The organism is Kitasatospora sp. NPDC056327, from assembly GCF_042261735.1.
Lineage (GTDB): Bacteria > Actinomycetota > Actinomycetes > Streptomycetales > Streptomycetaceae > Kitasatospora.
On sequence record NZ_JBHJRC010000133.1, the window covers coordinates 1 to 21,477 of the forward strand.

Sequence of the window (21,477 nt, forward strand, 5' to 3'; positions counted from 1 at the left end):
CGCCCGACCGCCCGGGGGGGCGCCGTCGGGCGCCTCCCGGGCCGGCCGCCCCCGGTCGGACGACCGGGCGGCCGGACGTTCCGGTCCCGCACGGCGGGAGCGCCGGAAACCGGGCACCGGATTCGCGCCGGGACCGGGTACGCTAGTGCCCGGTGGTGCGCACGGTGCCGCCCCGGGGCTTTAGCTCAGTTGGTAGAGCGCTGCCTTTGCAAGGCAGATGTCAGGAGTTCGAGTCTCCTAAGCTCCACAGTTCTCTCCGCCGTGCGCGGACGCCGATCGGCCGCCGACCTGAATCCGGGTCAGCGGCCGATCGGCGTTCTCAGTGCGGTTTGCGCGGGTCGTGCGGCTTGGGGCGGTCGTCCCGGTCGTCCTGACCGGCCCGCGGGCCCGGTTCCGGAGTGTCGGCGGATCCGGTGGCGCCGGTGTCCGGCGAGCCGTTCAGCGGGCTCTCGGAGCCGCCGGCCGTGCCGTTGCCGGAGGCGTGCGCGCCGGCCGGGCGGGCGGGCGGCTCGGGGGCCGCGCCGTCCGGGGCGGCGGACGGGGGCTCCACCAGCCACTCCGGGTTGCTGCGGTGCCGCCACCACTGCCAGGCGACGATACCGCTGCCGATCGCGAGCACCCCGGCCACGGCCAGCCCGGTGGCCCAGCCGCCGCGGCAGGACCTGCGGGCGTTGCGGGCCGCGAGATCGCTGATCTCGGCCGAGGTGACGTTGCCCCGCATGGCGGTCAGCGCGGCCGCGCCGCGGGTCTGGGCCTCCTGGGCGACCGGGACGACGGCGGCGCGGGCCTCCTCGACGGCGTGCACCACCCTGGGGGCGACGGCGGACCGGGCCTGGTCGGTGGCCCGGGCGGCGGACAGCCGGGCGGCCAGCGCGGCCTCCTGGGCGCGGTGCAGGGCCTTCAGGGTGCTCTGCTGGGCCTCCGGCGGCAGGCTGGCGAAGGCGTGACCGACCTGGGGGGCGATGTGCCGGTCGTACTGGACGTGCACGGTGTGGGCGGCCTGGGAGGCCTGCCGACGGGCGTTGTCCGCGAAGTTGCCGGCCGTCTCACGGGCCGAGTCCAAACGGGTCACGAGTATCTCCTCCTGGTGGCGACCTTTATGCACATATCCACCTGAATGCTGATCATGCATCCCTACTCGTCCGATGGCATTCCGGAGTGGGCCGTACGCGGGGTGTGACGGTCCGGGGCGGCGTGCCGGGGCGGGGCGCCGCCACCCGGGTGCCGGGCGGGCGACGGCCGTCCTCCGGGCGGCGGGCGGGCCGGGAGGGCGGGGCCGGTGAGCCCTCCGGCCGGGGGTACGGCCGCAGTAGGCTGGCGGTTCCGGCGGATCCCCGCCGGGAGCGCGTACGTGTCGTCGCAGCAAGTCGTGGCAGGAGGGGAAAGCCGATGCTCCCGGACGAGCCGAGGCCGCCGATCGACCCGACTCCCGGGGCGGGGGCCGGGAACGGGCTGTCCCGTTGCTACCGGCACCCCGAGCAGGAGACCGGCATCGGCTGCTCCCGCTGCGGCCGCCCGATCTGCCCGCGGTGCATGGTGAACGCCTCGGTGGGCTTCCACTGCCCGGAGTGCGTCAGCGAGGGCGGCCGGCAGGTCCGGCGGGCGACCACCCGGTTCGGCGGCCGTCCGTCCGCGGACGGCGCGCTGGTCACCAAGGCGCTGATCGGCATCAACCTGGTGATCTTCGTCCTGGCCGCCTACGTGCTCACGCCCTGGCTGGCCATCGACCTCGAACTGCGCAGCATCGCCCCCGACCGCTTCTACCCGTACCCGGACGGCGTCGCCGAGGGCCCGGGCCAGTGGTACCGGCTGCTGACCGCCGTCTTCCTGCACACCGCGCCCTGGCACATCGCCACCAACATGCTGGTGCTCTGGGTGCTGGGCCCCCAGCTGGAGTCCGCCCTGGGCCGGGTGCGCTTCCTCGCGCTGTACCTGCTCTCCGGCCTGGCCGGCAGCGCCTTCGCCTTCCTGCTGGCCGGTGACGGGATGCGCTCGCTGGGCGCCTCGGGAGCGGTCTTCGGCCTGCTGGGCGCGACCGTGGTGCTCTACCGGCGGGTCCGGGCACCGCTGGGGCCGATCGTCGCGCTGCTGGTCTTCAACCTGATCGTCACCTTCTCGGTGCAGGGGATCGACTGGCGCGCCCACCTCGGCGGCCTGGTCGCCGGGATGCTGACCGCGGCCGGCCTGATGTACGCGCCGCGGGCCCACCGGGCGGCGGTGCAGGGGCTGACGCTGGCGGGCGTGGCCGGGCTGGTGCTGGTGATGCTGCTCGCCGGGACGGCCGCCTACGGCGGGTGACCCGCCGTAGGCGGTGCGCACGCACGTCCGGCCGGTGCCCGCACGGTTGTCCACAGCGGGTGCGGGGTTGTGCACAGGCGGTGCGGAGGGCGGCGGGCGGACAGTTGTTCTACGCGTGTCCTGCTGTGCGGATCCGGGATTCGGGGAAGTGGCGCGCGGCGGTGCGGAAAGCGCCCCCCGGATGAGTTATCCACAGGCCCGCACGACTTTTCCCCACTGTGGATAACCATGTGGATAAACACGACAAGCGGATAACCGTCGGCGGCGGTCCGTCCGGGCGCACCACGAAGCCGCCCCGGGGACCGAGCGTCCCGGGGCGGCGGTGGAGGAACTCAGGGCAGCAGCCCCGGCGTCACTTCCACTGGGTGGAGACGCCGAAACCCGCCGCGATGAAGCCGAAGCCCACCAGGATGTTCCAGTTCCGCCAGCTCTCCACCGGCCAGGTCCCACTGGTCACGTAGTAGGTGACGATCCAGACCAGACCGATCAGGAACATCGCCAGCATCAGCGGCGCCACCCAGCTGCGGCCCGAACTGATCTTCACCACCGCGGCCGTGGTCGGCGGGGTGTAGTCGGACTTCTTGCGGAGTCGAGACTTCGGCACGAGGAGCTCTCCTGTCGATGCGCTGTGACCGCGCAGGGGTTCACGGTGGTGTGGCGGCGTCCGTTAGCGTAGTGGTTCGGCGGGTCCGAAGGAGATAAGGGTACGGTGCCTAATTTGTCGATTCCCCCTCGGCCGGCCCGTACCCGTGCTTCCGGCACCCGAATTGTCGGACGTGCCCTGACCTGCGCCGTCTTCGCGCTCGCCGGACTGCTCTTCTACATCAGCGCGCAGACCGCGCGCGGTACCGATCTGCGCACCGACAACTCGCTGCTCAGCCTCTCCGACGTGATAAGGCAGCGCAGCGCGCAGAACCAGCAGTCCCAGGCCCAGCTCGCCGACCTCCAGGAACGCTCCCAGCAGCTCACCGAGCAGCAGGGCCGCAGCCCGGCCGACGCCGCCCGGCTCACCGCCCTGGAGCAGGCCGCCGCGCTGGACCCGCTCCAGGGACCGGGCCTCACCGTCACCCTCAACGACGCGCCGCCGAACGCGACCTCCCGGGTCCCCGGCGTGCGCGAGCCGGACGTCAACGACCTGGTCATCCACCAGCAGGACATCCAGGCCGTGGTCAACGCGCTGTGGCGGGGCGGCGCCGAGGGCGTCCAGGTCATGGACCAGCGGCTGATCTCCACCAGCGCCGTCCGCTGCGTCGGCAACACCCTGCTGCTCCAGGGCCGGGTCTACTCGCCGCCGTACGTCGTCAGGGCGGTCGGCAGGACCGACGCGCTGCGCGCCGCCGTGGACGAGGACCCGGCGATCCGCAACTACCAGCGTTACGTGCAGGCCTACGGCCTGGGCTGGAAGGTCCAGGAGAGCGGCGACCTGGCCCTGCCCGGCTACTCCGGCACCGCGGACCTGAGGTCGGCCACCGGCCAGCAGTAGGGCGGTGGGACACCTGCCGGTCACGGAGCGGGGTCTACTCTTGAGCCCAGTCCGCTACGTCGAGGGAGCACCATGTACGGCTGGATCTGGCGTCACCTGCCGGGGAACACCCTGGTCAAGGCCGTCGTATCGGTGCTCCTCGCGCTGGGGCTGGTCTACCTCCTCTTCACGTACGTCTTCCCGTGGGCGGAACCGCTCCTCCCCTTCGGCGACGTCACAGTGGACGGAGAGGGTGACGGCGCCGTCGGCTGATCCGACGCCCCGCCCCCGCTCAGTCCCCGCATCCCCCGGAGAACGCGCGCCCATGACCTCCCGGCCGACCCCGCCCCGCATCCTGGTCGTCGACAACTACGACAGCTTCGTCTTCAACCTGGTCCAGTACCTCTACCAGCTCGGCGCCACCTGCGAGGTGGTCCGCAACGACGAGGTGAGCGTCGGGCACGCGGTGCGCCGCGACGGCGCCACCGGCTTCGACGGGGTGCTGCTCTCCCCCGGCCCGGGTGCCCCCGAGGAGGCCGGCGTCTGCATCGAGATGGTGCACCACTGCGCCCGGATCGGGCTCCCGGTCTTCGGCGTCTGCCTCGGCCTGCAGTCGATCGCGGTTGCCTACGGCGCCGTGGTGGGCCGCGCGCCCGAGCTGCTGCACGGCAAGACCTCGCCGGTCGAGCACGAGGACGGCGGCGTCTTCGCCGGGCTGCCCTCCCCGCTCGTCGCGACCCGCTACCACTCGCTCGCCGTCGAGCCGGCTACCGTGCCGGACGAGCTGGTGGTCACCGCGCGCACCGCGAGCGGCGTGATCATGGGCCTGCGCCACCGCGGCCTCGCGGTCGAGGGGGTGCAGTTCCACCCGGAGTCGGTGCTCACCGAGGGCGGTCACCGGATGCTCGCCAACTGGCTGGCCGAGTGCGGCGACCCGCAGGCCGTCGACCGGTCGGCCGGGCTCGCCCCGGTGATCGGCCGGGGCTGAGCGGCGTGACCGCGGTGCGTCCGGAGGGACGCCACCAGCACGAGGCGGACCCGCAGGGCGGCGGGCCGTACCGGCAGTACCCTCCGGGCGGTCCGTACCCGCAGGCCCACGACCCGTACGCGCAGACCCAGGACCCGTACGCGCAGGCCCACGACCCTTACGGGTACCCGCAGGCCGCCGGCCCCGGTCCGGACGGGCAGTACCCGGGGACCGGCCGGCCCGGTCCGCACGGCGGGGACCACCCGCAGGGGCGGCACCGGCAGCCGGGTGCGCACCCGCAGGGCCAGTACCAGGGCTACGACCCCTACCAGGACCAGCAGCTCCGGCAGGGCGGTCACATCCCCGCGCAGCCGGGCCAGGGCCAGGGCCAGGGACAGGGCTGGGCCGGGCCGCAGGGCGCCGAGGACGGCTGGGGCGTCTACGAGCAGGCCGCGCCGCCCGTCGAGCCCGCGCGGGCCGAGGAGACGCTCCGGCTGCACCTGGAGGCCCCCGACGCGCCGGGCCCGGAGCGGACGGTGCTCGCCGCGGCCGAGACGGTCACCATGGCCGCGGTGGACGCCGGGCGGCAGCCGCCGGCGGCCACGGGCGGCCGCGCCGAGCGCCGCCGCGCCGCACAGGGCCGCGGACACCGCCGGCCGGCCGGCCGGGCCGCCGCGGACCGGCCGCGGCCCAAGGAGTCGGTGGCGGTGGTCCTCGCCCGGTTCCTCGGCGAGCTCTGCATCACGCTCGGTCTGGTGATGCTGCTCTTCGTCTCCTACCAGCTCTGGTGGACCAACGTGCAGGCCGACGCGGCCGCCGACGGGGCGCGCAGCCAACTGGAGGAGCAGTTCGAGTCCGCCCCCGGGCAGGGCGCCCCGGCACCGGGACAGCCGGCGCCGGACCCGGCGAAACCGGAGACCTTCGAGCCCGGCAAGGGCTTCGCGATCATCCACATGCCCAAGCTCGGCCAGAAGTTCCCGATCGCCGAGGGCACCGCCAAGGGCCCGGTGCTCGACAAGGGCCTGGTGGGGCACTACACCGGCACCGGCATGCCGGCCGACAAGGCGGGCAACTTCGCGCTGGCCGCGCACCGCAACACGCACGGCGAGCCGTTCCGCCGGATCAACCAGCTCGGCAAGGGCGACAAGATCGTGGTGGAGACCGCGAACGCGTACTACACGTACGAGGTCACCAGCGGCATTCCGGAGACCCCGCCGTCCAACGTGAGCGTGATCAGGCCGGTGCCGAGCGGCGCCGGGTACAGCGGACCGGGCCGGTACATCACGCTGACCACGTGCACGCCGGAGTTCAGTTCCAAGTACCGGCTGATCGTCTTTGGCAAGATGATCGAGGAACGGCCGCGCAGTCAGGGCAAGCCGGCCGCCCTCACCGGAGGCTGACCGCGCCGGGGCACCGTTCGGAGAAGGGGAGAGGCGTGACGCAGCAGGAGACCGGAGCGGTGGCCGAGGAGGCCTTCCCGGAGGACGTGCGGGAGCCCGGCCGCCGGCCGGGACGCGGCCGCGGGCGGGCGCTGGCCGTCCTGGGGGTCTTCGGCGAGCTGCTGATCACCCTCGGGCTGGTGCTCGGCCTGTTCGTCGCCTACTCGCTCTGGTGGACCGACGTGCTGGCGGACCGGTCCGCCTCGGCGGCCTCCGACCAGCTGCGGGACGCCTGGTCGCTCGGCGCCCCCGCCTCCCCGGGCGGCTCCGCGGCCTCCCCCGGGGCCGACCCGGGCGGCCCGGCGGTGTCGGCCTCCCCGGGGGCCCCGGCCGTCCCCGGGGCGGGGGGCGCGGGCGGAGCCGGGCAGACCTACGCGAACGGCGAGGGGATCGGCTTCCTGCACGTCCCGGCGATGGGCCGGGACTACCAGGTGCTGATCCGGATGGGCACCGACACGGCCACCCTGGCCGAGGGCGTCGCCGGGGTCTACGAGCAGCCCTACCGGGCGGCGATGCCCTGGGACGAGTCCGGCAACTTCGCGCTGGCCGCCCACCGGGACGGGCACGGGGCGAAGTTCCACGACCTCGACGCCCTCCGCAAGGGCGACGCGATCGTCGTCGAGACCCGCGACAAGTGGTACGTCTACCGGGTCGACAGCACCCTGCCGGAGACCTCCAAGTACGACACCGGCATCGTCGCCCCGGTGCCGAAGGGCTCGGGTTACACCGCGCCGGGCCGCTACATCACGCTGACCACCTGCACCCCGGTCTACACCTCGCGCTACCGGATGGCGGTCTGGGGGAGCCTGGTGCGGGTGGACGACATGGACGCCCGGCGCACCCCGCCCGCGGAGCTGCGCCGCTCCTGAGGCCCGCCGGGGCCCGCCCGGGGAGCCTCTCGCCCGGGAGCCCGCCCCGGAGCCCCGCCCGGCCCCGCCCGCGGGCCGGGCACGGCCTCCCGGCCGGTGTCCCGCCCGGAAACGCCCGAGGGCCCGCCGACACCGTGTCGGCGGGCCCTCTCGGCTGTCCGGGGAACAACTCGGCCGGTCGGTCCCGGCCCCGGGGGGCTCAGAACCAGGGGAACCAGGGCTTAGTTGTTGGGTCCCCCTTTGGTGGACGAGGGGGTCGGGAATCCGGGGAACCCGGGGATGGTGGGGGTGTTGCCGCCCCCTTTGGGCGGGTCCACCGCCTTGGTCATCAGCCCGACCGAGGTGTTCGTGGGCACCTCGGTCCCGGCCGCCGGGGTGGAGGTGAGCACCATGGCGGCGGGGTCCTCCGGGCCCTGGACGACGGTGAACTTCAGGCCCGCGGCCGCGAGGGTGTTGATGGCGTCCTTGAGCGAGACGTTCTGCAGCGGCGGGACGGTCACCTTGTCCGGACCCTTGTAGACGGTCAGGGTGATCTTGGTGTTGGCCGGCTGCTTGCCGCCCGCCGGGTTCTGCGAGGCGACCGTGTTGATCTTGGCGGGGTCGTTGGTGACCGTGGTCTTCGAGGCGTCCACCTGGAAGCCCGCGCTCTCCAGGGCGGCCTGCGCGGCCTCCTTCTGCTGGCCGACCACGCTCGGCACGTTGATCTTCGCCTTGCCCTGCGACACGGTCAGCTTGACCGGGGCGGCCGGGTCGGCGCCACCGCCGGCCGGGTCCTGCGCGATCACCTGGTCCAGCGGGGCGTTGTCGTCGTCCTTGTACTCGGGCGTGACGTTGGTGAACCCGGCGTCGGCCAGCGCCTTGACGGCCTGGTCCTTGGTCTTGCCGACCACGCTGGGCACGGTCGCCTTCGCCGGGCCGGAGGACAGCTGCACGGTGATCGTGGAGGCCTCGGCGACCTGGGTGCCGGCGGCCGGGTTCTGCGTGCAGACCTGGTCCTTCTTCACGTTGGTGTCCGGGCAGGCGATCTTCTCGCCCTCGGCGACCACCAGCTTGGGACCGGCCTGGGCGATCAGCGTCCTGGCCTCCGCGAGGGTCTTGCCGACCACACCGGGTGCGGCGACCTTCGGGGCCTCCTTCTTGCTGTCGTCCTTGTTGCCGAACATCGCCTGGGCGACGAAGAAGGTGCCCACCAGGACCAGCACGGCGGCCACCGCCAGCACGATCCAGGAGGTGTTGCTCTTGCGCGGGGGCTCCTCGGCCCGCCGGCTGCCGCGGCCGTAGCCGTCGTCGCCGCCGGCCGGGCCACCCGCGTAGGACTGGCCGTAGCCGTCGTCGTAGCCGCCGGGCTGGGGCTGGCCGGCGTAACCGGCCGGGGCCGCCGCCTGCGGCAGCATGGTGGTCGGACCGCCGGGGGCCTGCTGCGGCAGCACGTTGGTCTGGCCGTACGGGTCGTGCTGCGGGTAGCCGTTCTGGTCGTAGCCGTACCCGGCGGCGCCCATCCCGTAGGCGGCGGCCTGCTGGGCCGCGGCGACCGGCAGGCCGTCCAGGAAGCGCTCGATGTCGTCGCGCATCTCGTCGGCGCTCTGGTACCGGTAGTCGCGGTCCTTGGCGAGCGCCTTGAGCACGATCGCGTCGACCTCGGGGCGGACCTCGGGGTCGAAGACGGACGGCGGCTGCGCCTCCTCCCGGACGTGCTGGTACGCGACCGCGACGGGGGAGTCGCCGACGAACGGCGGGCGGACGGTGAGCAGTTCGTAGAGCAGGCAGCCGGTGGAGTAGAGGTCCGAGCGGGCGTCCACCTGCTCGCCCTTGGCCTGCTCCGGGGAGAGGTACTGGGCGGTGCCGATGACGGCGGAGGTCTGCGTCATCGTCATGCCGGCGTCGCCCATCGCCCGGGCGATGCCGAAGTCCATCACCTTGACGTTGCCCTGGCGGGTGAGCATGACGTTGGCGGGCTTGATGTCGCGGTGCACGATGCCGGCCCGGTGGGAGTACTCCAGGGCCTGCAGGATGCCGATGGTCATCTCCAGCGCCCGTTCCGGCAGCAGCCGGCGCCCGGAGTGCAGCAGCTCCCGCAGCGTGGAGCCCTCGACGTACTCCATCACGATGTACGGGATGGAGATGCCGTCGATGTAGTCCTCGCCGGTGTCGTACACGGCGACGATCGCGGGGTGGTTCAGTGACGCCGCGGACTGTGCCTCGCGGCGGAACCGGGCCTGGAACGACGGATCACGGGCCATGTCGGCCCGGAGCGTCTTCACGGCGACGGAGCGGCCGAGCCGGGTGTCATGGGCGAGGTACACCTCGGCCATGCCGCCGCGTCCGAGGACGCCGCCGAGCTCGTACCTGCCGCCGAGGCGACGAGGCTCTTCCATAGTTCCGACCCTCTCGCTCACCCGCCGGTGAGGTTGTGACGTAGGTGCCCCCGCACACTCCGTGTGACGCCGTCCGGGCCCCGGCCGGTTCTGCGGTCAGAACCCTCCGGCACCGCGCGGACGGCAACGGATACACCCGCTGCTGCGAATACGCTACCGGTCGGACCGCGCCGGACCCGAGTCGACCGCAGGCCGATATCAGACCGGTATCCGGACAGGGGTGCCGATCGTGACATTTCCCTCACCCCCCCGGACCCGTGCCGGCCGCCGCCGTCACTTGCCCAGGACGGCCTGCATCACCGACTTCGCGATCGGCGCGGCGAGCCGGCCGCCGCTGATGCCGTCACGGTTGTTCGAGCCGTCCTCGACGACCACCGCGACCGCCACCGAGCGGCCGTCCGCGGCCTTGGCGTAGGAGGTGAACCAGGCGAACGGCAGCCCGGCGTTGCCCTCGCCGTGCTGGGCGGTGCCGGTCTTGCCGCCGACGGTGAGACCGGGGATCCGGGCGTTCTTGCCGGTGCCGTTCTCGACCACCGAGACCATCAGGTCCTGGAGCTTCTGCGCGGTGGCCGGGCTGACGGGCTGGGAGAACTGCTTCTCGGTGTGCTTGGAGATGGTGGTCAGCGAGGCCGAGCGCTCCTCGGCGACCAGGTACGGCTGCATCAGGGTGCCGTTGTTGGCGATCGCCGCGGCGACCATCGCCATCTGCAGCGGGGTGGCCTGGGTGTCGTGCTGGCCGATCGAGTCCTGGGCGGTGCCGTCCGGGGTGGAGTTGGACGGGTAGACGCTCTTCTCGGAGCGGATCGGGGTGTCGACGGTGCTGTTGAAGCCGAACTTCTCGGCCTGCACCCGCATCTTGTCCTTGCCGAGGTCGGCGCCCATCTTGGCGAAGACGGTGTTGCAGGACTGGTCCATGCCGGACTTCACGGTGGCGTTGCCGCACTGCTCCCTGTCGGACTCGTTCTTCAGCACGAAGTTGGTGCCCGGCAGGGTGTACGGGTCCGGGGTCTGGGTCTGGTCGTCGATGTTCTGGTACAGGCCGTTCTCGAACGCCGCCGCCGCGGTGACCAGCTTGAAGGTCGAGCCGGGCGGGTAGGTCTCGCGCAGCGCGCGGTTGAGCATCGGCTTGCTCGGGTCGGCGTTGAGGTCGGTCCAGGCCTTGCTGTCCGAGGACTCGTTGCCGGCGAAGCTGGCGGGGTCGTAGGAGGGCGTGGAGACCAGGGCGAGGATCGCACCGGTCTTCGGGTCGATCGCGACCGCCGCGCCCTTCTTGCCGCCGAGCCCCTCGAAGGCGGCCTTCTGGGCCTTGGAGTTGATCGTGGTGACGACGTCCCCGCCGCGCTTCTGCTCGCCGGTGAGCATGTCCAGGGTGTTGCGGAAGAAGAGCCGGTCGTCGCTGCCGGAGAGGATGCCGTCCTCCAGCTGCTCCAGCTGGCTGGCGCCGAAGGCCTGCGAGGAGTAGCCGGTCACCGGGGCGTACATCTGGGGGTCGTTCCAGGAGCGCTTGTACTTGTAGCGCAGGCCGTTCACGAAGGTCGACTGGGTGACCGGCTGGCCGTCGACGATGATGTTGCCGCGCGGGTAGGCGTAGCGGTCGAAGACCTGGCGCTTGTTGTACTTGTTGCTCGCCCAGGCGTCGGCCTGGACGCCCTGGATCCAGTTGGTGCGCACCATGAGGGCCAGGATCAGCACGAGGCAGAAGATCGAGACCCGGCGGATCGGCTTGTTCACGAGGCGGAGCCCCCTTGGATCTCGGGAGTGGGGGTGGGCTCCACCCCGGGGCGGCGGGCGTTGTCGCTGATCTTCAGCAGGATCGCGATCAGCGCCCAGTTGGCGACCACCGAGGATCCGCCCTGGGCCAGGAACGGCATGGTCATACCGGTCAGCGGGATCAGGCCGGTGACACCGCCGGCGACCACGAAGACCTGCAGGGCCATCGCCGAGGAGAGGCCGACGGCGAAGAGCTTGCCGAACGGGTCGCGGGCGGCGACCGCGGTGCGCAGGCCGCGCTGGATCAGCAGGGCGTACAGCAGGAAGATCGCCATCATGCCGGTGAGGCCGAGTTCCTCGCCGAAGGAGCCGAGGATGAAGTCGCTCTTGGCGGCGAAGTCGATCAGCCAGGAGCGTCCCTGGCCGAGGCCGGAGCCGGTGACCCCGCCGGAGCCGAACGACATCAGCGCCTGGCCGATCTGTTCGGTGGCGTAGGCCGGGTGGTTCGGCGCGAAGGCGGCCATCGGGTCGAGCCAGGCGTCGATGCGGGTCTTCACGTGGCTGGCGGTGGAGGCCACCGCGACCGCGCCGCCGACCGACATCAGCAGGCCGAAGACGATCCAGCTGGTCCGCTCGGTGGCGACGTAGAGCATCACCACGAAGAGGCCGAAGTACAGGAAGGACGAGCCGAGGTCGTTCTCGAAGATCAGGATGAGCAGGCTGAGCAGCCAGATCACGATGATCGGGCCGAGGTCGCGGCCGCGCGGCAGGTACAGGCCCATGAACCGGCGGCTGGCCAGCGCCAGGGCGTCCCGCTTGACCATCAGGTAGCCGGCGAAGAACACCGTCAGGATGATCTTGGCGAACTCACCGGGCTGGATCGAGAAGGAGCCCATCCGGATCCAGATCTTGGCGCCGAGGTCCTCCTTGCGCTCCGGGAAGAACGCCGGGGCGGCGAGCAGGATCAGGGCCACCGCCATCGAGATGTAGGTGTAGCGCTGGAGGACCCGGTGGTCCTTCAGGAAGACCATCACCACGATGAAGAACGCGATGCCCAGGCCGGACCACATCAGCTGGTTCGAGGCGGCCGGGAAGTTGTTGTGCATCAGCGGCCCGGCCTTGTCGAGCCGCCAGATCATCACCACGCCGAGCCCGTTCAGCAGGGTGGCGATCGGCAGCATCAGCGGGTCCGCGTACGGCGCGAACCTGCGCATCAGCAGGTGCGCGACCAGCGCGAGCCCGCCCATGCCCAGGCCGTAGCCGAGCATGCCGGCCGGCAGCTTGCCGTCCATCGCCAGGCCCACGTTGGCGTACGCCAGGACCGGCAGCACCACCGCGAAGCCGAGCATCGCCAGCTCGGTGTTGCGCCGGTTCGGGCTCGCCTGCGGCGAGATGGTGGTGTTGGCCCGGCGCCGCGAGGACGCGCGGTCGGCCGGGACGCCGCGGCGTCCGCCGGACCGGCTGTTCGGGTCGCTGCTCACGTCCGAGGCGCTCATGCGCAGGCCTCGCCGGGTCCGGCGGGGGCCTGCGCGCGCACGCGCCCGCCGGTGGTTCCTTCGCTTCGCTCTCTCACGTCTTGACCGCTCCCTGACGGCCGGCGGGCCCGCGCCGGGCGGGCCTGTGTCGGGTCGCGTCCGTCACGGCTTCGGGCAGGAGTCGGCGCGCTGCCGCTCCTCGTCGGTCAGTCCGGGCAGGTCGCCCTGCGGCAGGGCCGGGGCGACGGCGCCCTGCCCGGGGGGCGCGGCCGGGGTGGTGGCGGCCGGGGGGGTGGTGCTCGGGACCGGCGTGGGGACGCCGGTCGCCGGGGCCCGCCCGGTCGCGGACGGGCTGGGCGCGGTGGTGGCCGCGATGAACCCGGCGTGCGTCGCCACCGTGCCGGCGGCCTGCTGCGCGGGCTGCTGGCCGCCGGCCGCCGGGGCGGTCCCCTGGGCCGCCGCGGCCCGGACGTCGGCCACCTTCCGGCAGAACACCGCCTGCTCGTTGAGCTTCTTCACCTTGTCGTCGGCGTCGCCGAGGCTGGTCGCCGAGATGGTGTTGGTGACGTGGGTGCGCTGGTCCTGCGGCAGGTACTTGAGCTCGATCTCCTTGTACGTGGTGTGCACGGAGGAGAGGCTCAGCCCGGCCAGGCTCTGGTTGACGCCCTGGTAGACCGCGACGTGGTCGCCCTCGGCGCCGACGTAGTACTGGCTCTGGGTCCACTGGTAGCCGAAGAAGCCGCCCGCTCCGAGCAGGCCCACGGTGACCAGGCCGATCAGCGAGAACGTCAGCGCCCGGTTCCGGCGCTTCGGCCGGGGCCGCTCCTCGTCGAAGTCCTCGGTCCCGTAGACCGAGGGCTCCGCGCCGCCGCCCTCCGGGTAGCCCGCGTCGTAGCCGCCGGCCGCGCCGTAGCCGCCGTCGGGGTGGCCGGCGCCGTAGCCCTCGGCGGGGCCGAAGGCGCCCTGCGGGCCGCGGCCGAGGCCGGCGGCGCGGCCGGCCGGGGTGTCCGCGATCGAGCGGTCGGCGGCGGAGGAGGACGGCGGGGTCTCGGCGACCGCGCCGACGACCACCGGCACGTCGTTGAACTGGCCGCTCAGGGTGTCCGTGGCACCGACGTCGAGGACGTCCGCCACGATGCAGGTGATGTTGTCCGGACCGCCGCCGCGCAGCGCGAGCTGGATCAGCTCCTGCACGGTCTGCTCGGGCGAGTAGAAGCTGCCCAGGGTGTCCTGGAGGGTCTGGTGGCTGACCGGACCGGAGAGGCCGTCGGAGCAGATCAGGTAGCGGTCGCCGGCCCGGACCTCGCGGATCGACAGGTCGGGTTCGACCTGGCCGCGGCCGTCCAGGGCGCGCATCAGCAGCGAGCGCTGGGGGTGGGTCTCGGCCTCCTCGGGCGTGATCCGGCCCTCGTCGACCAGCCGCTGGACCCAGGTGTGGTCCTGGGTGATCTGCACCAGTGCGCCGTCGCGCAGCAGGTAGGCGCGGGAGTCGCCGACGTGCACCAGGCCCATCCGCTGGCCGGTCCAGAGCATCGCGGTGAGGGTGCAGCCCATGCCCTCCAGCTGCGGATCCTCCTCGACCATCTGCCGGAGCCGGTCGTTGGCGCCCTGGACCGCGTCGCCGAGCAGGGTCAGCAGGTCGGCGCCCGGCACGTCCTCGTCCAGGCGGACGATCGAGCCGAGCACCTCGGAGGACGCGACCTCACCGGCCGCCGCGCCGCCCATGCCGTCGGCCACGGCCAGCAGCCGCGGGCCGGCATAGCCGGAGTCCTCGTTCCCCTCCCGGATCAGTCCCTTGTGGGAGCCGGCGGCGAAGCGCAGCACCAGGGTCATGCGACCTGTGCCCCCCTCTGGGTCATGGACGGGTTGCTGTCCCTCATGCGCTACTACTTCCGCAGTTCGATGACGGTCCTGCCGATACGGATCGGCGTGCCCGGCTGGAGCGGGGTCGGCGCGGTCAGGCGCTGACGGTCCAGATAGGTGCCGTTGGTGGAGCCTAGATCCTCCACCGTCCACTGCCCAGCCTGGTCCGGATAGATCCTGGCATGCCGGGAGGACGCGTAGTCGTCGTCCAGGACGATGGTGGAGTCGTGGGCGCGGCCCAGGGTGATGGTCTGGCCCTGCAGCGCGACGGTGGTGCCGGCCAGCGAGCCCTGGACCACGACCAGCTGGGTCGGGGCGCCGCGGCGGCGCCCGCCGCCCTGGGTCGGCGGACCGCCGGCCGGGGGCGGGCCCTGCGGGGCGCGCCCGGGACCGGCCGCTCCGGCCGTGGGGGCGGCCGTGGTGGCGGCACCGCCCCGGCGGGAGGCCCGGGGGTTCACCCGGGTTCCGAAGAGGTCGCTGCGGATCACCTGGACCGCGACGATCACGAACAGCCACAGCACGGCCAGGAAACCCAGCCGCATGACCGTGAGGGTCAGTTCTGACATAACCGCGCCCGCTCTACCCTTCGACCTGTCGGTAGACGATGGTGGTGGAGCCCACGACGATTCGAGAGCCGTCGCGGAGCGTAGCGCGCTGGGTGTGCTGTCCGTCCACCACGATGCCGTTGGTGGACCCCAGGTCGAGCACCATCGAGGGGGTTCCGGGGCGGATCTCGGCGTGCTTGCGGGAGACCCCGGGGTCGTCGATGCGCACGTCGGCCTCGGTGGAGCGGCCGAGCACGCAGGCGTTTCCGGAGATCTGGTGGCGGGCGCCGTTGACCTCGATCCAGCGGCGCACCGAGGTGCCGTGGCCGGAGCCCGGGAACGGGCGGACGGTGCCGCCGGCCGGTGCGGCCGGGCCCGCGGGCACGGCGGGGGGCGCGGCCGGCGGCGGGGGCGCGCCGTACGGCGCGGCGCCGGGCTGCTGCCACGGCGCGCCGGGGGCCTGGGCGGCCGGCGGGCGGCCGTAGCCGGGCTGGGTCGGGTGCGCGGGCGGCGCGGCCTGCTGCTGGGGCTCCTCGGCGGCGAGGGTGCGGCTGCGCACCCGGTACAGGCCGGTGTCGAGGTCGTCGGCCTTCTCCAGGTTCACCTGCAGCGGGCCCATGAAGGAGTAGCGCTGGGCCTCCGCGTACTCGCGGACCATCCCGGCGAGCTCGGCGCCCAGCTGTCCGGAGTAGGGGCTCAGCCGCTCGTGGTCGTGCGGGCTGAGTTCGACGATGAAGTCGTTGGGGACGACGGTCCGGTCACGGTTCCAGATGCTCGCGTTGTTGTCGCACTCGCGCTGCAGCGCGCCGGCGATCTCCACGGGCTGGACCTCGGACTTGAACACCTTCGCGAAGGTGCCGTTGACGAGACCCTCAAGTCGCTGCTCGAACTTCTTCAGCACTCCCATGGGGCACCCCCTTCCAGGGTTCGTTCGCCTGCCCGCGACCGGATTCCGTGGAGTCGGTCGCGCCTACTTGCGGTACTTCCGTACTGATCGTATCCACGCCGGGGCCATCCGTACGGTTCCCGGGCCACGTGGTGCCCGGGGGTGGGCTCGGACACACAGGGTGGACGCGTGCGGGAGGCAGCATGCCAGGAGTACCCGCTCGACAGGGCAGGCATCCCTCGCCCGCCTGTTCGCCGGGCATCCGTTCGGATGCGTTCGGTGCCCCCGGGAAACGGATTCGGAGGCGACCCGCAGGTCGTGCTACTGTTTTCCATGTCGGAAGGGGCGCCCACCGGGTGGCCCGATCGAAGCACCGCGAAGGCCAACATGGTACCGGGCGGGGCGGCTGGTCGACCGGCAAGCGGTGAAAACACCCATGCGCGGGTGGCGGAATAGGCAGACGCGCTGGATTCAGGTTCCAGTGCCCGAAAGGGCGTGGGGGTTCAACTCCCCCCTCGCGCACAGCGAAGCCCCGCAGATCTTCGGATCTGCGGGGCTTTCTCGTTCCCCGGCACCACCGGCCGCCGGGCGTTCGAGCCGGTCCCGGTCCGTCCGGCGGGCCCGGTCCGGGTCAGGACGAGGGGGCCGGCAGGTCGGCGCGGACCTCGAAGCCGCCGTCCGGGGTGGGCCCCGCGGTGAGCGAGCCGCCGAGCAGCTGGGCGCGTTCGCGCAGGCCGACCAGGCCGTGGCCGCCGCCCGGCAGGATCTGCCCGGGGCGGACCGGCGGGGCGTCGTTGCGCACCTCGACCCGCAGCCGCCGCCCCCGGGCCCGGACCCGGACGTGCACCGCGGCCTCCGGCGCGTACTTGGTGATGTTGGTGAGCGCCTCCTGGACGGTGCGGTAGGCGGCCCGCTCGACCGCCTCCGGCCAGGGCCGGTCCCCCGGGAGGAGCTCGGCGTCCGCGCTCAGCCCGCTCTCCTCGATGAGCCTGGGCAGGTCGGCCAGCCGGGGCTGCGGGGCGAGCGGGGTGCCGGTGCGCTGACCCCCGGTCCGCAGCACCCCGACCATGTGGCGCAGCTCCTCCAGGGTGCGCACGGACAGTTCGCGGATGGTCCGGGCGGCGCCCACCGCGGCCGGGTCGTGACTGGACACCTGGAGCGCGCCGGCCTGGATGCTGATCAGGCTGACCTGGTGGGAGACCACGTCGTGCATCTCCCGGGCGAGCCGGCCGCGCTCCTCGCTGAGCACCCGCTCGGCGAGCAGCCGGCTCTCCCGCTCCTGCCCCCGGGTCAGCTCGTCCAGCCGGGACGCCAGCTCGCGCCTGGTCCGGGAGAGCAGTCCGGTGGCCGCCGGGCCCGCGGCCAGCATCACGCACTGGATCGCGTAGAGGGTGGTGTCCCGGTTGAGCGTGAGGCTCTGCTCGGAGAGCGGCCAGTGGAAGAACTCGACGAGGGCGAACAGGGTGGCGCAGGGCACCACCACCCGGGGCCGGGGGCGTTCGGCGGCCACCGTGTAGACCGCCGTTATCGGGGCGAGCCAGATGTCGTCGAGGTAGCTGCCGGGCATGGTCAGCAGCAGCACGGTGACCGGGAAGCGCCGCCGCCACACCAGGGCGACGGCGGCCAGCACCGACAGCAGGGTCTGCCACAGCGGGGCGCCGCGGGCCACCAGGGCGGCGTCCACCAGCGAGTAGAGGGCGGGCAGCAGGAGCATCAGCCAGGGTGCGGTGAGTCCGCCGGGGAGGCGTCGCAGGGGAGGAGCCCCGCTCATGCCCCGTCGCTCGGCTTCGGCCGGACCAGCCCGGCCCGGTGGGCGATGACGGCCGCCTGGACCCGGTTGGCGGCGCCGAGCTTGCCGAGGATCGCGCTGATGTGGTCCTTCACGGTGCCGGTGCCCAGGAACAGCCGGTCGGCGATCTCGGCGTTGGACAGGCCCTCGCCCAGCAGCGCCAGCACGTCCAGCTCGCGGCCGGTCAGGGTGCGGGCCAGGGTCGCCGCCTCGGCGTCCGGGCCGCCGCCGTCCACGTAGCCGCCGATCACGGTGCGGGTCACGGTCGGGGAGAGGATGTTGCCGCCGGCGGCGAGCACCCGGACGGCGTGCACCAGCTGGTCCGGGGCGGTGTCCTTGAGCAGGAAGCCGGCCGCGCCGGCCCGCAGGGCGGTGCCGATGTACTCCTCGGTGTCGAAGGTGGTGAGCATCGCCACGGCCGGCGGGTCGGGCAGGGCCCGGAGCCGGCGGAGCACCGCGATGCCGTCCAGGTCGGGCATCCGGATGTCGAGCAGCACCACGTGCGGACGCAGCCGCCGGACGAACTCCTCGGTCTGCGCGCCCGAGCAGTCGCCGACCACCTCCAGGTCGGGGGCGGAGCCGACGATGAGGCCCAGCCCGGACCGGACCAGGATCTCGTCGTCCACGATCAGCACGCGGGTGGTGGTGATGGTCCCTCCTCGGTTCGGCGGCCGGACAGGGCCGGTCCGCATGACTGGAATCGAGAGTAGGCCCTGACCGGCGGTGACGCCGGGACGGACCTCCCGGGCATACCCCCGCCGAACGGCGGGGGTATGAATCGCCTGCCTGGTTCACGCGATTCTCACCCGCGGTGGGGAACCATGGAATCGGCTGCCGCTCAGTCGGCCTGCCGGCCGAGGTGGGCGTCCATGCCGGGTCGTGTGCGGATGCGACCCACCACCTGATCGTTTGGAATTGAGCTGTGTCGTCCACTGCGAAGCCGGAGCCGTCCACCTCTCCCGCCGGGCCCGGAGCCTCCATGGCGCGCCGGCGCACCCGGGCCGCGGCTGCGACCGTCTGGTACCTGCGGCTGATCGCCCTGCTGAACCTCGTCACCGTGGTGCTGGTGCAGTTCCGGGACCAGGTCGAGACGCACAACGAGGGCGAGTACTTCACCCCCTACCTGATGACCGCGGGCCTGAGCAGCGCGGTGCTCTCGGTCTTCCTGGCGATCGCCATGCGGCGCCGCAAGCGGGCCGCCTGGATCTTCAACATCGCGCTGGCCGGCCTGTTCGCGCTGCTCTACCTGGGCGCCATGGCGCTGCCCGGCGAGGGTTTCAACCGGCATCCGCTGAACTACGTCTCCACCGTGCTGACCTGCGGTTTCGTCCTGGCCCTGCTGGTCGGGCGGAAGGAGTTCACCTCCAAGGGGGACCGCTCCAACCCGAAGACCGCGGCCGCCACCTTCGTGGCCGGCCTGGGCTTCGGCGGGGTGGTCGGCGCCGCGCTGGTGGCGCTGACCAACGACCTGCCCGACGCGGACTTCTGGGACACGTTCCGCTACTCGGTCGGCCGGATGATCACCGTCACGCCGTCCGAGCACCTGCGCTCCGTGATCGACGCGCCGACCTGGGTGAACGCGGTCATCAACGCGATGGGCGCGGTGCTCTTCCTGCTGGTCCTCTACGTGGCCTTCCGCAGCCCGCGCGGCAGCGAGCTGCTCACCGCCGAGGACGAGCAGCGGCTGCGGGCGCTGCTCGACAGGCAGGGCGAGCGGGACTCGCTCGGCTACTTCGCGCTGCGCCGGGACAAGGCGGTGATCTTCTCGCCGAGCGGCAAGGCGGCGGTCACCTACCGGGTGGTCGGCGGCGTCTCGCTGGCCTCCGGCGACCCGATCGGCGACCCGGAGGCCTGGCCGGGCGCGATCGACGCCTGGCTGGCCGAGGCCCGCGAGCACGCCTGGGCGCCGGCCGTCATGGGCGCCTCCGAGGAGGCCGGCGTGATCTACGCCCGGCACGGCCTGGACGCGCTGGAGCTGGGCGACGAGGCGATCGTCGAGCTGGACGAGTTCTCGCTGGACGGCCGGGCGATGCGGGTGGTGCGCCAGGCGTACAACCGGGTCAAGCGGGCCGGGTACACGGTGCGGATCCGCCGGCACGAGGAGATCCCCGAGTGCGAGATGGCCGAGCTGGTGGCCAAGGCCGACCAGTGGCGCGACGGCGCGACCGAGCGCGGCTTCTCGATGGCGCTGGGCCGGCTGGGCGACCCGGGCGACGGCCGCTGCGTGATGCTGGAGTGCCACGACGCCGACGGGGAGCTGAAGGCCCTGCTCAGCTTCGTGCCGTGGGGGGCGGACGGGCTCTCGCTGGACCTCATGCGCCGGGCCCGGGACACCGAGAACGGCCTGATGGAGTTCATGGTCATCGAACTCCTGCAGCGGGCCGGTGAAGTGGATCTCGCCCGGGTCTCGCTGAACTTCGCGATGTTCCGTTCCGTTTTCGAGCGCGGGTCGAAGCTCGGCGCGGGGCCGGTCCTGCGGCTCTGGCGTTCCGTTCTCGGCTTCTTCTCGCGCTGGTGGCAGATCGAATCGCTCTACCGCGCCAACGCCAAGTACCGGCCGATCTGGGAGCCGCGTTATCTGCTGTTCGAGAAGAGCAGCGAGATTCCGCGGATCGGCATCGCCAGTGCCCGGGCCGAGGGCTTCATCACCGCACCGAGCCTGCCCGCGCTGTTCCGTCGCCGGCACCCGGGACCGCCCGCCGACGCGGCGGCCCGGGTGCCGGTGGCGGCACGGGACGGGAAGGGGTGACCCTCCGCCGGGGGGCGGAGGGAACCGGTCGGCCGGATGGGGGGATTCCGGGGTGACTCCTCCCCCCTGAGGATGACGGGGATCCCCACTAATGCCGATGTGGAATCGTTAACCGGCTTCTAATGTGGAGGTAGTCGGAAGGCGCTTGCGCCAACGGGGATTTGGAGAACCGGTTGTGATTCGGAGGACCCACGCGGGGGGCGTGCGAAAGGGGCCGGTGGCTTTTGCCAGAGAGGCCGCTGTCGCCGAGTGGGGAACGCTGTTCGGCACGGTCCGGGAACAGGTCGTGCGCAAGAAGTTCGCGGCCGTTCCGCTGGCCACGGCGGCGACCTGTCTGATCCTGCTGTTCAGCATCGTCCAGCACCTGCCGGGCGGTGAGCACCTCGTCACCCGGATCGGGGTGGTGAAGGCGGCGCTGCCGCTGGAGGTCTCGCTGCTGCGGACGCCGCTGTCGCTGTACGTGCCGGCCCTGGACCTGCCGGTGTGGGGGGCGCTGGCGCAGGTCTTCGTGGTCTTCGGCATCGCCGAGATCGTGCTCGGCCGGCGGCTGACCCTGGTCGTCGCCTACACCTGCACGCTGGCCGGCACGCTGTTCGCCCGGGTCGGCGTGGCGATCGGTCCCGACCACCTCTTCGGGTTCCCGAAGTGGGTCGCGCACGTGCGGGACACCGGGCCGTCGGCCGCGGTGGTGGCGCTGGCGATCTGCATCGCGTTCCGCTGCCGGGCCTGGTTCACCGCCGGGCTGGTGGTGACGCTGATGGTCGGGGAGGCGGTCGTGCTGCCGAACCTGGCCGGGCTGGAGCACGTGGTCGCGGTGATCGGGGCGCTGTTGATCGCGGTCTCGGTGGAGGTGTTCGGGGACTTCTGGCCGCGGGTGCTGGCCGGTGTCGGGGCGGCGGCCGTGGTGGCCACGGCCACCGCCTCGCTGGAGGCGGCGGCCGAGGCCCGCCGCCGGACCCCGGCCGGTGCGGCGGTGCCGTAGCGGAGCGACGGGAGCCGGCGGGGGCGGCGCGGGGGGCCGGGGGGGGGCGGGGGGGGGGGTTTTAAAAA

18 protein-coding genes and 2 tRNA genes are annotated in these 21,477 nt (G+C 72.8%); 10 read left to right on the forward strand and 10 right to left on the reverse strand.

The annotated features are described in order from the left end of the window. Positions 1-174: 174 nt before the first annotated feature. Positions 175-247 (forward strand) — tRNA-Ala (locus tag ACFCX4_RS20045). Positions 248-319: 72 nt separating this feature from the next. Here the strand turns inward: ACFCX4_RS20045 and ACFCX4_RS20050 are convergent. Then, positions 320-1,132 carry a DUF5324 family protein gene (locus ACFCX4_RS20050; RefSeq protein WP_376144223.1) on the reverse strand — a complete coding sequence of 271 codons (813 nt, stop codon included), beginning with the start codon at positions 1,130-1,132 and terminating at the stop codon, positions 320-322. A 257-nt stretch (positions 1,133-1,389) separates the two neighbouring features. Between ACFCX4_RS20050 and ACFCX4_RS20055 the strand changes: the two genes are divergently transcribed. Then, the gene (locus ACFCX4_RS20055) at positions 1,390-2,298 is read left to right on the forward strand and encodes a rhomboid family intramembrane serine protease (protein WP_376144225.1); all 909 of its coding nucleotides are present in this window, start codon (positions 1,390-1,392) and stop codon (positions 2,296-2,298) included. Positions 2,299-2,650: 352 nt separating this feature from the next. Here the strand turns inward: ACFCX4_RS20055 and crgA are convergent, their stop codons facing one another. Further along, positions 2,651-2,902 (reverse strand): cell division protein CrgA, encoded by a 252-nt coding sequence (gene crgA, locus ACFCX4_RS20060; protein ID WP_376144227.1) that lies wholly within the window; start codon positions 2,900-2,902, stop codon positions 2,651-2,653. 120 nt (positions 2,903-3,022) lie between these two features. Between crgA and ACFCX4_RS20065 the strand changes: the two genes are divergently transcribed. From ACFCX4_RS20065 to ACFCX4_RS20085, 5 genes are all read left to right on the forward strand, one after another. Further along, entirely contained in the window at positions 3,023-3,781 is a 759-nt protein-coding gene (locus ACFCX4_RS20065; RefSeq protein WP_376144254.1) for a DUF881 domain-containing protein, read from the forward strand. 72 nt (positions 3,782-3,853) lie between these two features. Further along, positions 3,854-4,033 carry a hypothetical protein gene (locus tag ACFCX4_RS20070; RefSeq protein ID WP_376144229.1) on the forward strand — a complete coding sequence of 60 codons (180 nt, stop codon included), beginning with the start codon at positions 3,854-3,856 and terminating at the stop codon, positions 4,031-4,033. A 52-nt stretch (positions 4,034-4,085) separates the two neighbouring features. Next, positions 4,086-4,748, forward strand: a complete 663-nt coding sequence (locus ACFCX4_RS20075; RefSeq protein WP_376144231.1) for an aminodeoxychorismate/anthranilate synthase component II — start codon at positions 4,086-4,088, stop codon at positions 4,746-4,748. A 5-nt stretch (positions 4,749-4,753) separates the two neighbouring features. Next, the gene (locus ACFCX4_RS20080) at positions 4,754-6,127 is read left to right on the forward strand and encodes a class E sortase (protein WP_376144233.1); all 1,374 of its coding nucleotides are present in this window, start codon (positions 4,754-4,756) and stop codon (positions 6,125-6,127) included. A 59-nt stretch (positions 6,128-6,186) separates the two neighbouring features. Continuing rightward, positions 6,187-7,035 carry a class E sortase gene (locus tag ACFCX4_RS20085; protein WP_376144256.1) on the forward strand — a complete coding sequence of 283 codons (849 nt, stop codon included), beginning with the start codon at positions 6,187-6,189 and terminating at the stop codon, positions 7,033-7,035. Between the two features lie 221 nt (positions 7,036-7,256). On the opposite strand, the gene pknB is transcribed toward ACFCX4_RS20085, so the two are convergent. From pknB to ACFCX4_RS20115, 6 genes are all read right to left on the reverse strand, one after another. Beyond that, positions 7,257-9,410, reverse strand: a complete 2,154-nt coding sequence (gene pknB, locus ACFCX4_RS20090) for a Stk1 family PASTA domain-containing Ser/Thr kinase (RefSeq protein ID WP_376144235.1) — start codon at positions 9,408-9,410, stop codon at positions 7,257-7,259. A gap of 273 nt (positions 9,411-9,683) precedes the next feature. Then, positions 9,684-11,141, reverse strand: a complete 1,458-nt coding sequence (locus ACFCX4_RS20095; protein WP_376144237.1) for a peptidoglycan D,D-transpeptidase FtsI family protein — start codon at positions 11,139-11,141, stop codon at positions 9,684-9,686. Beyond that, positions 11,138-12,616 (reverse strand): FtsW/RodA/SpoVE family cell cycle protein, encoded by a 1,479-nt coding sequence (locus tag ACFCX4_RS20100; protein WP_376144238.1) that lies wholly within the window; start codon positions 12,614-12,616, stop codon positions 11,138-11,140. The genes ACFCX4_RS20095 and ACFCX4_RS20100 overlap by 4 nt, the downstream gene beginning before the upstream one ends. A 141-nt stretch (positions 12,617-12,757) precedes the next feature. Then, on the reverse strand, positions 12,758-14,428 hold the full coding sequence (locus tag ACFCX4_RS20105) for a PP2C family protein-serine/threonine phosphatase (RefSeq protein WP_376144241.1): 1,671 nt from the start codon (positions 14,426-14,428) through the stop codon (positions 12,758-12,760). 53 nt (positions 14,429-14,481) lie between these two features. After that, a complete protein-coding gene (locus ACFCX4_RS20110) occupies positions 14,482-15,024 on the reverse strand; it encodes an FHA domain-containing protein (RefSeq protein WP_376144243.1) in 543 nt (180 codons plus the stop codon). Between the two features lie 13 nt (positions 15,025-15,037). Then, entirely contained in the window at positions 15,038-15,910 is an 873-nt protein-coding gene (locus tag ACFCX4_RS20115) for an FhaA domain-containing protein (RefSeq protein WP_376144244.1), read from the reverse strand. A 417-nt stretch (positions 15,911-16,327) separates the two neighbouring features. Between ACFCX4_RS20115 and ACFCX4_RS20120 the strand changes: the two genes are divergently transcribed. Beyond that, positions 16,328-16,411, forward strand: a tRNA-Leu gene (locus tag ACFCX4_RS20120). Between the two features lie 109 nt (positions 16,412-16,520). Here the strand turns inward: ACFCX4_RS20120 and ACFCX4_RS20125 are convergent. Next, a complete protein-coding gene (locus tag ACFCX4_RS20125; RefSeq protein WP_376144246.1) occupies positions 16,521-17,660 on the reverse strand; it encodes a sensor histidine kinase in 1,140 nt (379 codons plus the stop codon). After that, on the reverse strand, positions 17,657-18,370 hold the full coding sequence (locus tag ACFCX4_RS20130) for a response regulator (RefSeq protein ID WP_376144248.1): 714 nt from the start codon (positions 18,368-18,370) through the stop codon (positions 17,657-17,659). Before ACFCX4_RS20130 ends, ACFCX4_RS20125 begins: the two co-directional genes overlap by 4 nt. 287 nt (positions 18,371-18,657) lie before the next feature. On the opposite strand from ACFCX4_RS20130, the gene ACFCX4_RS20135 reads away from it, so the two are divergent. Together ACFCX4_RS20135 and ACFCX4_RS20140 are read left to right on the forward strand one after the other, a co-directional pair. Further along, entirely contained in the window at positions 18,658-20,427 is a 1,770-nt protein-coding gene (locus ACFCX4_RS20135; RefSeq protein WP_376144250.1) for a phosphatidylglycerol lysyltransferase domain-containing protein, read from the forward strand. Between the two features lie 217 nt (positions 20,428-20,644). Beyond that, the gene (locus ACFCX4_RS20140) at positions 20,645-21,409 is read left to right on the forward strand and encodes a hypothetical protein (RefSeq protein ID WP_376144252.1); all 765 of its coding nucleotides are present in this window, start codon (positions 20,645-20,647) and stop codon (positions 21,407-21,409) included. Positions 21,410-21,477 lie beyond the last annotated feature (68 nt).